This window comes from Caballeronia arationis (assembly GCF_001544975.2).
In the GTDB taxonomy this organism is placed as follows: Bacteria; Pseudomonadota; Gammaproteobacteria; order Burkholderiales; family Burkholderiaceae; genus Caballeronia; species Caballeronia arationis.
Window position 1 is genome coordinate 1 of sequence record NZ_FCOG02000176.1, and the last position, 9911, is coordinate 9911.

The following is a 9911-nucleotide window of genomic DNA, read 5'->3' on the forward strand; positions in this document are numbered from 1 at the left end:
CGGTATTCCCTTCACTCGTCTGGAGTTCCTTTGGATCCTGGCTGCGCACCATCCGTCCCGGCATCCCTCCATCGGAGTTGGTTGTCGCCAGTGCACTACGACAATGCCTGCCCGAATTTCTCGTGAATAGCGCCAAAACCAATTTCTTCGCGAAATTCATCGCCGAAAGGCAGGACCCTGACACCTTCGAGATGTTCCGACTGGCCACATAACCCCAAGACTGTGCCGAACTCGGCACTCTTGAGCTAGTCAGAAACTGGAAATATATGGGCCGCATTTACCTCCGGAAATACCCGAAACTTGACTGCGGCCAACCCTCTAACTCCCATTACGTGTCGCCTGCGAGAGCGCCGACAGGATTTTGCTGCAAATAGTGACGATCCCTGTCGCACTTCTGATTTAGAGTGCTCCGCCCTCGTCTGCGACGCTGTTTCTACGCGTTCGCATAAGGACGAACTTAGCATCAGGCTGGTTTGGGGTCGGGAATCGAGCGCGTCCGGCATCAGTGCTCGTTCGGCGTACCGGCCGAACGCACTTTCTCCATGCAGCGTAACTTGCGCGCCGTCGCTTTACAAATTGAGAAAAGGAACAGATATGATCGAGATTCTCAACAATATGCCGGACGGTGTCGCCGGATTCGCCGCTAAGGGGCGCGTGACCAGGAAGGATTACGAGGACGTCCTGATACCGAAGATGTTGGAGCTTTTGGACGCGCATAAGACGGTGCGTTGTTACTACGAGCTTGGTCCAGAATTTTCGGGCATGGATCCCGGGGCCGCCTGGGAAGACTTCAAACTGGGCATTGAACATCTCACGCGATGGGAACGCCTGGCGATCGTGACTGACGTGGAATGGATTCGGATGACGCTCAATATTTTCCGGTTCCTGATGCCAGGTGAACTCCGGCTGTTTGCCACCAGCAATGCAGCGCAGGCCCGTAACTGGATCGCGGAGGCCAATGCCGGCGCTAACCCCGCGCTCTGACGCGATAGCGTCGGCAGCCGCGGCGCAACGTGCCTCGCGAATCCCGACTGCCAGGGGGCTCTTATTCGTCCGAAACCGCACTGACAGCTGCTGCTAGCGTTGCCCCCAGAAAGTGGCACCAACCTGCGAAATATCGAACGACAAGGTAGGTCGAATCGCAAACTACGCGATGCAGTCCACTGCCGGCCCCGAGTGTGGGCATAATGCCTTGGCCGGTTTTCACGGGGTCGTTGCTTGCGAAGCCTGACGTGGGAGCACTGCCCATGCAACATGATCTATCGCAACAGGTTTCGAACGACGTCGTCATGAAACTGCAGGGTCAATGATTCATGTAAACCCTGGTCGCCACCTACTTGCATAATTAGCATCAACACCCTTACGACCGTCGAGCACGAGGATCAAGGGAAACCGCATGATGCAACAAATAAATATGGAGGACCCCGGTGGCCGCGTGATCGCTGTGCGCGGCGCGGTCGTGGACGTCGCCTTCGATGGCGCGACGCTGCCACTGATCGACGAATCGCTGGCGATCATGACCGATCAAGGCCCCCCAATCATCGCCGAGGTGCAGGCCCATCTGGATGAATCCACGGTTCGCGCCCTCGCGCTGCAATCTACATCCGGGCTGCGGCGGGGTACGCCTGTTCGCGCTTCTGGCGGCCCCATCCAGGTACCGGTCGGCGAATCCCTGCTCGGTCGCCTGATCGACGTTACTGGCACACCCGGCGATCGCGGTGGCCCGTTCCAATCTGACGTGCCGCGACGCCCGATCCATCGCCAACCGCCGCCGCTCTCCTCACAGGGCGCAGCCGCCGAGATCTTCTCGACTGGAATCAAGGTCATCGATCTGCTTAGTCCCCTCGCACAAGGAGGCAAAGCTGCAATGTTCGGCGGTGCCGGAGTCGGCAAGACCGTGCTGGTGATGGAACTCATCCATGCGATGGCCGAACGCTACCAAGGGATCTCCGTCTTCGCTGGCGTCGGTGAGCGCTCACGGGAAGGTCATGAGATGCTTATGGACATGCGGAGCTCGGGCGTGCTCGCCCGGACGGTTCTCGTCTACGGCCAGATGAACGAGCCGCCCGGCGCCCGCTGGCGAGTGCCGCTAACCGCACTCACCGTCGCGGAATACTTCCGCGATGAGCGACATCAAAACGTCCTGCTTTTGATGGATAACGTGTTTCGCTTCGTTCAGGCCGGTGCGGAAGTCTCGGGCCTGCTCGGGCGCCTGCCGTCACGTGTGGGCTACCAGCCGACCTTGGCAAGCGAGGTGGCAGCCTTGCAGGAGCGCATTGTGTCAGTCGGCAATGTTTCGGTCACCGCCATTGAGGCAGTTTATGTACCGGCGGATGATTTCACGGATCCGGCGGTGACGACGATCGCCGCGCACGTGGACAGCATGGTCGTGCTGTCGCGTTCGATGGCGGCCGAAGGCATGTACCCGGCAATAGATCCGATCGCTTCCTCCTCAATCCTGCTTGATCCGCTCGTCGTCGGCGACGAGCACGCGACAATCGCAATCCAGGTTCGGCAGACGATCGAACATTATCGTGAGTTACAGGATGTCATTTCGCTACTTGGGATCGAGGAACTCGGTGCGGATGACCGACGTATCGTCGGTCGAGCGCGTCGTTTGCAGCGCTTTCTAACCCAGCCTTTCAGCGTGACCGAGGCGATCACCGGTGTACCTGGCCGGTCCGTCGGGGTCGCCGATACACTCGCGGGTTGCCAGGCAATTCTGAATGGTGAATGCGATGCCTGGCAGGAGAGTTCTCTGTACATGATAGGTACCCTTGACGAGGCGCGCGCGCGGGAAGATGCCTCGCACCAGACCTCACCGCCCATTGTTAATAGTACGCCCGGAGGCACGCCGCGATGAGCACGACACTTCACCTGATGATCGCCACGCCAGCCTGTGTGCTGTTCGACAGCGAGCAAGTGGTGGCGCTGCGCGCCGAGGACGAAACAGGGAGTTTCGGGATTCTCCCCGGCCACGCTGACTTTCTAACCGTGCTACGCCCATCCGTGCTTCGGTGGCACGGGGCCGACGGTGTGGGCCATTTTTGTGCGCTGGCGGAAGGCGTGCTCAGAGTCGGCGACGGACATGATGTAACGATCGCATGCCGCAACGGCGTGCTAGGCGACTCGCTTGAAATCCTCGAAGCTCAGATTAAGGTGGAACAAGCAAAACAGGTCGATGCTGCGCGCCGCGCGAGAGTTGAGCAGACCCGCTTGCATGCACAAGCCGTTCGTCAGCTGCTGCGTTATCTGCGCCCCGGCGCTGCCTCACAAGCCTCCGCCGACGGGGAGACGACGTCGTGACGGGGACGGACACCGATCGCCCTACCACCGATCACACTGATCGCGGCAGTCGGAATCTGGATCGCGCCGACGGTGACCGCGTCGCCCGCGCCGCGCGGGAGGCTCTTCAGCGCGAGCGCCAGGCGAGTGAGGAACCCGAGCCATCCCTCGGGAATCGCCTCGGTCAGATTGGAATTCTCGGCTGGACGATCGTCGTTCCGACCCTGCTCGGTCTTGCACTCGGCCATTGGCTCGATAGACAGTTCGGCACCGGTGTGTTTTTTTCCGCTCCGTTGCTCATGGTCGGCTCGGGTGTCGGTCTGTGGTCGGCATGGAAATGGATGCATCGACAAACGCGGAGAAAATGACCGTGACACATCTTCCGTTTGGGGTCGTTCAGGTTGCCTTTGGATGCCTTGTCGGCACTATGGCGGGCCTGCTCCATTTCACGACGTTGCACTGGTGCGTGCGGCTACTCAGCGTCGGTGCACCAGGGAAAGCGGTTGCCGTGCACGGCGCACGACTTGGCGTACTGGTGCTCACCTTCTTTGTGCTGGCCAAGCTCGGCCCATGGGCACTGCTGTGTGGTGCCCATGGTCTGCTGCTTGCGCGAGACGTGGTCCTGCGGCGTGTCCGGGTGGCGCGATGATCCATTCACCGCTCGCAACCGTACCCGCGTTTCATGTCGGCCCGGTGCCGATTTCGATGCCCGTCGTCGCAACCTGGGCAATCATGGCGTTGCTCGCGGCTGGCGCCGCATACTGCACGCGCCGGCTGTCGCTCACACCATCGAAAGCCCAGAGCGTGCTGGAATTGCTGGTGAACACCATCGACGCTCAGATCCGCGACACGATGCAGGCTGAACCCCGCAACTACCGTTCGCTGATCGGCACGCTCTTCCTCTTCATCCTTATCAGCAACTGGTCTTCGCTCCTGCCTGGAGTCGAACCACCCACCGCGCACCTTGAGACCGATGCGGCCCTTGCGTTGATCGTATTCTGCGCGACGATTTTCTACGGGATACGCACGCGCGGGCTGCGTCGCTATCTCGCTACGTTTGCCCAGCCGACCTGGGTCATGGTTCCGCTGAACGTGGTCGAACAGATCACGCGCACCTTCTCACTGGTGGTGCGTCTGTTCGGCAACGTCATGAGTGGGGTGTTCGTGGTTGGCATTGTGCTATCGCTCGCTGGGCTGTTGGTGCCCATTCCACTGATGGCCCTCGACCTGCTGACCGGCGCGGTACAGGCCTACATCTTCACCGTGCTTGCGATGGTTTTCATCGGCGCAGCCCTTGCGGAGAGGCCCCAGGGAATTTCAGACGAAAAACAGGAAACATCATGAGCAATCTTACACAGGTGATCAGTATCATCGCCGCCGCGATCGCCGTTTCATTCGGGGCGATTGGACCCGCTCTCGCCGAAGGCCGTGCAGTCGCGGCCGCGATGGATGCGATCGCGCGCCAGCCGGAATCGGCCGGCACGATCTCGCGCACACTGTTTGTCGGCCTTGCGATGATCGAGACGATGGCGATCTATTGTCTGGTGATCGCCTTGCTTCTCTTATTTGCAAACCCGTTCGCGAAGTGAGCCTGAGTTCATCATGCACATCGACTGGTGGACACTCGGGCTACAGACCATCAACGCCCTGGTTCTCATCTGGCTGCTGGCTCGCTTCCTGTTCCGTCCGGTAGCAAAAATCGTCGCGGAGCGACAACTGGCGGCAACGGCCCTGATGAATGATGCGGTCGCGGCCAAGGCCGCGGCGCTCAGCGAGCAACAGCAGGCAGCCGCAGAAATCGCTCGCCTCGAACAGCAGCGAGGTCAGACACTCGAAGCGGCGTCAGCCGAGGCTGCAACGCTGAAGGCCTCGCTCGAGAGCGCCGCGCGTGCCAATGCAGAGCGACTCCGGACTGCCGCCCAAGCCGAAATCGACACCGCACGACGCAATGCGGCCCAGGCTGACGCCGACAGGGCGTCCCAATTCGCACTTGACGTAGCGGCCAAGCTACTTGACCGCCTACCCAGGGAGGCTCGCGTCAGCGGCTTCATCGATGGGCTCGCCGTTGGACTGGGCAAGCTGCCCGAAAGCACCCGGGCGCAATTGGGACGCGACGGCGTCCCACTGCGGCTGATCGCAGCTTGTGAATTGCGTGCGGATGAACTTGCCGGGTGCCGCACGGCGCTCAGTCGCGTGCTCGGACGTGAACTGCCGATGCAGGTAACCGTGGACCCAACAGTAATCGCCGGTCTGGAACTGGAAGCGCCGCATGCGACGGTGCGCAACAGCTTTCGCAGCGATCTGATGCATCTCAAAGCGGAACTACTCACTCATGACACAGACCCCGCCTGATCCGGCCGACGACGGGTGGCTGGCACGCAGCCGAGCGACGCTATCACGTACACGACTGGCCCCCTGCGCAGAAACGCTCGGCCGCGTCGAGCATGTCGCCGATGGCATCGCGTCGATCTCAGGTCTCCCGAACGTCCGACTGAATGAGTTGCTTCGTTTTGAAGGGAATCGTCTCGGCTTCGCGATTACGCTCGATGCCGACATCATCAGCGCGGTGCTACTCGATGAAAATGACGAGATTGCCGCAGGTTCCCGCGTCACCGGCACGGACCAGGTGATGGAGGTGCCCGTTGGACCGGGCTTGCTCGGTCGTGTCGTCGATCCGCTCGGCCGCCCCCTGGACCGGGACGAGCCTGTGCCCTGCGCAGCGCATCTGCCAATTGAAAGACCCGCGCCCGCGATCATTGAACGCGACAGGGTTTCCCAACCGGTCGCAACTGGCATTCTGTTGATTGACGCGCTCTTTGCAATCGGGCGCGGTCAACGGGAATTGGTCATCGGCGATCGGGCTACGGGCAAAACCTCCATCGCTGTCGACACAATCGTCAACCAGAAGGACTCGGACTTGATCTGCGTGTACGTGGCGATTGGCCAGCGGGCCACAGCCGTGCAGCGCGTCATCGACGCCGTGCATCGGCACGGGGCACCTGAACGATGCGTCTTCGTCGTCGCTTCAGCGGCTGCGTCCCCGGGCCTGCAATGGATCGCCCCCTTTTCCGGCTTCACGATCGCCGAGTATTTCCGCGATCGTGGACAGCATGCGCTCGTGGTAATCGACGATCTGACCAAACACGCCGCGACCCACCGCGAACTGGCGCTCCTCACGCGTGAGCCGCCTGGTCGCGAGGCCTACCCGGGAGACATCTTCTATCTGCATGCGCGCCTGCTCGAACGCGCCGCGAAACTGTCAGCCGAACGTGGCGGCGGCTCACTAACCGCGTTGCCGATCGCGGAAACCGATGCCGGAAACCTGTCAGCCTACATTCCCACCAATCTCATCTCGATCACCGATGGGCAGATCGTGCTCGACACGAGACTGTTCGCGGCCAACCAGCGGCCCGCAGTGGATGTCGGCCTGAGCGTCAGTCGGGTTGGCGGCAAGGCACAACTGCCCATGTTGCGCAAAGTTTCGGGGCGGCTTCGGCTCTATTACGCACAGTTCCTGGAACTCGAAATGTTCACTCGCTTTGGCGGTCTCACGGATGCCCGGGTCAAGGCACAGGTCGCGCGCGGCCAGCATATTCGCGCGCTTATCACCCAACCGCGCTTTACACCGTTGCGCCCCGTCGACGAGATCGCGCTGCTGGCGGCCCTGAATGACGGGGTATTCGATGCATTCCCGATCGAACTCATTACAGGCTTGCGCACACGGCTGGCAGCCCATCTGGATGCGCATGGTGGCGCCCCGGCAGGAGCCACGCTCAACGAGACGGGCGCGCTCGATGCGGGCACCTTGGCGGCGCTCGTGGCCGCGGTGCAAGATCTTGCCCAGCAGATCGCGACCGCAGGGGCATCGCCATGAGTAACAAGCTCAATGATGTGCAGACGCGTATTGGGAGCGTACATGAACTGGAGGCTGTGGTCAGCGCCATGCGTGGCATCGCTGCGGCACGCACGCGGGAGGCCCGCGGGCGACTGGAAGGCATCCGGGCCTGCGCCAGCATGATCGGTGCTGCGATCGGCGACGCCCTGATGCTCGACGATCGCAGCGAACCAGCAGCGCGCCCCGACGCAAGCGCCGAACGGCAGGTGATGATCATCTTATGCGCCGAACAGGGCTTCGTCGGCACGTTCAATGATCACGTGATTGCAGTCGCAACGAGCCGCATTCAGGTGTACCCGACCGAATATTTCGTGATCGGAGATCGCGGACTCGCGGTCGCTGCCGAGCATGGGTTGAAAATCAGCTGGAGCGCACCGATGGTCGTTCACGCTGACGAGGTGCCAGTGCTAGCCAACCGCATCACCGAAGCGTTGTACGCGCGCCTCGAAAGCGGACGCGCGACCCGCGTGAACGTGCTACATGCCGCGCCACAATTGTCAGCCGCTATCGAAATCGTGGAGCAGGCTCTTTTGCCGTTCAATTTTCGGCGATTTCCGAAGGCGACCCGCCGCCTTGCGCCGCTCGTCACCCTCCCCCCTCAGCGGCTGCTTCTGAAGCTTGCTGAAGAATACATTTTCGCGCAATTGTGCGAAGCAATACTCCTGTCTTTTGCGGCAGAAAACGAGGCGCGCATGCGCGCGATGATTGCTGCGCGCACAAACGTTCACGACACACTCGATCAATTGATCGGTGATTTCCGTCGACTGAGGCAGGAGGAAATCACCTCAGAGATCGTCGAACTGGCCTCAGGCAGCCTCGTAGTGAATGATTCGAGACAAAAGCGCCGTTCTAAAAGCTGAGAAATTCTGTCCATCCACTGCACCGGTTCATCGGACGAGCAGTCGTATATTTTTGGTGTAGTCGTCGTTCGTGAACGAATCTTCCGAAGGCTTCCTCATTTCAACGTCGCGCGATTGAATGGCCTATCTGTTCATCATGATCGGCGGCGTCGGACAGAAAGAATTCCTTTCTCGCCTCCTCGATAACCCGTCGAACGTACGCGTCGTGCTCTTTCCCCTGTCCACTTGCCTCCATATCCCAGTTGCGCGCCTCAGCATCCACCGGGTGCGCCTTCGGCAGGGGGACAGATGTTTCTGCCCGCCCTTCACCAGTCGGCTTCTCTTGATGTATTCGCATATGCACCTCCTCGCGGATTTGCTCGGCGGTACGCACTGTCTTAGCCATTTTCAGCTCCTGAAAGGTTTAAAACCGCAGCGGGGTCCCAACGCCGATAGCGGGCTGGGGCCGCGAACCCGCTGGCAACACTCACCGTCTTCAGCAGCACTGCAGCAGTCGGTTTCAATACTGTTTCAGCCGGGCGTTAGGAACGTCAACGCCGATCGTAGTTGCCATCCAAGCACCAAAGCCTGTGCTCGCCAGCGTCGTCAGCACGATCGATCCCACCTGCTATCGAGAGTCCGGCCGGCGGAAAGGCCACCCCGACAAGGCCCGCTAGCACGCCCGTCCGCCGCCTACGGCCAACCCCGCGCAATCGCGGGAAAGAGATTGCCGCGCTGCGTAATCGTCGCCTCCGGCAAATTTTGAAGCGGGACGCCGGGTCGTGGAGCACGTGGATGTACACTGCCCCGCCCGCGTGAGCGTAGATCGTCGATGATCCCCTTTACACTTTGCACGTCCGATAACAAGGAATATATGCGCCGTGTTTCGCGCCTCCTATCAGGAATACCCGAAACCGAGAATGAGGCAAACCGGAGGCCCCGCGTCAGGTGCGGCCTGGCCGCGGGACGGACTCCTGTTAAATATGCATTCTCAGTTGACGCGCGTCGGCTACTTCTGTATCCACTGGCGTCAGATGCGGAGCCAGACGCCCCCACTCTGTCGGGCAGGTGATTTCGATTACTGAAGTTGACCCGCGAAAACGGACACCTATCCTTTGGATAAGGAGGTGGCAAAATGGGCAAGCATCGAGCGCCGTACCCGGCAGAGTTCCGGGCTCGCATCGTTGATCTGGTGAAGGCCGGTCGAACACCTGAGGAGCTAGCGCGAGAGTTCGAGCCTAGCGTGCAGACGATAATCAACTGGGTGGCGCAGGCGGATATCGACGCCGGCGTGCGTAACGAGGGTTTGACCACCGCTGAGCGCCAAGAACTCGCACGTTTGCGCCGCGAGAATCGTCAATTAATGACGGAGCGCGACATTCTCTCTCACGCCGCAGCCTGGTTCGCCCGCGAGACAGGAGCCGTATCCTCGAAGGATACGGATTCATGAGAGCGTACCGGGCCCGTTGGCCCATTGTCACGATGGCGCGGCTGCTGGGAGTCTCGACCAGCGGATACTACGCGTGGCTAGTTCGCGAGCCATCAAAGCAGTCTTGTAACGATGCCCAATTGCTGGCGTGCATTCGTACGATGCACGCGAGTTCGCGCGGTACGTATGGCGCGCCGCGTATCCATGCGCAACTCGCGCGCGAAGGCGTGCACGTGGGACGCAAGCGGGTAGCTCGCCTGATGCGCATCGCGGGCCTATGCGGGGCAAGCCGACGGCGATGGCCACGCACTACGCGACAACGTGGGGGAACACGGCGTGCGCCGGACCTGGTACGCCGGCACTTCAGTGCGAAAGGCCCGAACATACTGTGGGTGGCAGATGCCACCTATATCCCCAGTGGCGAAGGGTTCTTATATCTGGCCGTGGTGCTTGACGTGTTCAG

13 protein-coding genes and 1 pseudogene are annotated in these 9911 nt (G+C 60.9%); 13 read left to right on the top strand and 1 reads right to left on the bottom strand.

The genetic code is table 11. The features are described from left to right. The 11 genes and pseudogenes from AWB81_RS47550 to AWB81_RS37650 all read left to right on the top strand — a co-directional run. A pseudogene (locus AWB81_RS47550) lies at positions 1-212 on the top strand (IS4-like element ISCku4 family transposase); the annotation flags it as partial. Between the two features lie 382 nt (positions 213-594). After that, positions 595-984, top strand: coding sequence for a SpoIIAA family protein (locus AWB81_RS37605; RefSeq protein ID WP_062643084.1), 390 nt, complete (start codon positions 595-597; stop codon positions 982-984). A gap of 412 nt (positions 985-1396) precedes the next feature. Continuing rightward, on the top strand, positions 1397-2863 hold the full coding sequence (gene atpD, locus AWB81_RS37610; RefSeq protein WP_062643086.1) for a F0F1 ATP synthase subunit beta: 1467 nt from the start codon (positions 1397-1399) through the stop codon (positions 2861-2863). Further along, a complete protein-coding gene (locus AWB81_RS37615) occupies positions 2860-3306 on the top strand; it encodes a F0F1 ATP synthase subunit epsilon (protein ID WP_062643089.1) in 447 nt (148 codons plus the stop codon). Before atpD ends, AWB81_RS37615 begins: the two co-directional genes overlap by 4 nt. A 56-nt stretch (positions 3307-3362) precedes the next feature. Continuing rightward, on the top strand, positions 3363-3653 hold the full coding sequence (locus AWB81_RS37620; protein WP_062643100.1) for an AtpZ/AtpI family protein: 291 nt from the start codon (positions 3363-3365) through the stop codon (positions 3651-3653). Then, positions 3650-3934, top strand: a complete 285-nt coding sequence (locus tag AWB81_RS37625; RefSeq protein WP_062643091.1) for an N-ATPase subunit AtpR — start codon at positions 3650-3652, stop codon at positions 3932-3934. The genes AWB81_RS37620 and AWB81_RS37625 overlap by 4 nt, the downstream gene beginning before the upstream one ends. Further along, entirely contained in the window at positions 3931-4629 is a 699-nt protein-coding gene (locus AWB81_RS37630; RefSeq protein ID WP_062643092.1) for a F0F1 ATP synthase subunit A, read from the top strand. The genes AWB81_RS37625 and AWB81_RS37630 overlap by 4 nt, the downstream gene beginning before the upstream one ends. Continuing rightward, the gene (locus tag AWB81_RS37635) at positions 4626-4874 is read left to right on the top strand and encodes a F0F1 ATP synthase subunit C (protein WP_062643094.1); all 249 of its coding nucleotides are present in this window, start codon (positions 4626-4628) and stop codon (positions 4872-4874) included. Before AWB81_RS37630 ends, AWB81_RS37635 begins: the two co-directional genes overlap by 4 nt. A 13-nt stretch (positions 4875-4887) precedes the next feature. After that, a complete protein-coding gene (locus AWB81_RS37640; protein WP_062643095.1) occupies positions 4888-5637 on the top strand; it encodes a F0F1 ATP synthase subunit delta in 750 nt (249 codons plus the stop codon). Then, the gene (locus tag AWB81_RS37645; protein WP_062643096.1) at positions 5618-7159 is read left to right on the top strand and encodes a F0F1 ATP synthase subunit alpha; all 1542 of its coding nucleotides are present in this window, start codon (positions 5618-5620) and stop codon (positions 7157-7159) included. The genes AWB81_RS37640 and AWB81_RS37645 overlap by 20 nt, the downstream gene beginning before the upstream one ends. Then, positions 7156-8040, top strand: coding sequence for a F0F1 ATP synthase subunit gamma (locus AWB81_RS37650; protein WP_062643097.1), 885 nt, complete (start codon positions 7156-7158; stop codon positions 8038-8040). The genes AWB81_RS37645 and AWB81_RS37650 overlap by 4 nt, the downstream gene beginning before the upstream one ends. A 100-nt stretch (positions 8041-8140) precedes the next feature. Here AWB81_RS37650 and AWB81_RS37655 read toward each other — a convergent pair whose 3' ends face one another. Next, positions 8141-8425, bottom strand: a complete 285-nt coding sequence (locus tag AWB81_RS37655; RefSeq protein ID WP_062643098.1) for a hypothetical protein — start codon at positions 8423-8425, stop codon at positions 8141-8143. Positions 8426-9154: 729 nt separating this feature from the next. Here AWB81_RS37655 and AWB81_RS37660 point away from each other — a divergent pair. Further along, positions 9155-9469, top strand: a complete 315-nt coding sequence (locus AWB81_RS37660) for a transposase (protein WP_062643099.1) — start codon at positions 9155-9157, stop codon at positions 9467-9469. A gap of 32 nt (positions 9470-9501) precedes the next feature. Continuing rightward, the coding region (locus tag AWB81_RS48970) for an IS3 family transposase (protein WP_374730546.1) at positions 9502-9911 on the top strand (410 nt) is incomplete at its 3' end.

Coding starts and splice junctions, on each gene's coding strand:
- AWB81_RS37605 (WP_062643084.1), top strand. CDS start 595: ATGATCGAGATTCTCAACAATATGCCGGACGGTGTCGCCGGATTCGCC.
- atpD (WP_062643086.1), top strand. CDS start 1,397: ATGATGCAACAAATAAATATGGAGGACCCCGGTGGCCGCGTGATCGCT.
- AWB81_RS37615 (WP_062643089.1), top strand. CDS start 2,860: ATGAGCACGACACTTCACCTGATGATCGCCACGCCAGCCTGTGTGCTG.
- AWB81_RS37625 (WP_062643091.1), top strand. CDS start 3,650: ATGACCGTGACACATCTTCCGTTTGGGGTCGTTCAGGTTGCCTTTGGA.
- AWB81_RS37630 (WP_062643092.1), top strand. CDS start 3,931: ATGATCCATTCACCGCTCGCAACCGTACCCGCGTTTCATGTCGGCCCG.
- AWB81_RS37635 (WP_062643094.1), top strand. CDS start 4,626: ATGAGCAATCTTACACAGGTGATCAGTATCATCGCCGCCGCGATCGCC.
- AWB81_RS37640 (WP_062643095.1), top strand. CDS start 4,888: ATGCACATCGACTGGTGGACACTCGGGCTACAGACCATCAACGCCCTG.
- AWB81_RS37645 (WP_062643096.1), top strand. CDS start 5,618: ATGACACAGACCCCGCCTGATCCGGCCGACGACGGGTGGCTGGCACGC.
- AWB81_RS37650 (WP_062643097.1), top strand. CDS start 7,156: ATGAGTAACAAGCTCAATGATGTGCAGACGCGTATTGGGAGCGTACAT.
- AWB81_RS37655 (WP_062643098.1), bottom strand. CDS start 8,425: ATGGCTAAGACAGTGCGTACCGCCGAGCAAATCCGCGAGGAGGTGCAT.
- AWB81_RS37660 (WP_062643099.1), top strand. CDS start 9,155: ATGGGCAAGCATCGAGCGCCGTACCCGGCAGAGTTCCGGGCTCGCATC.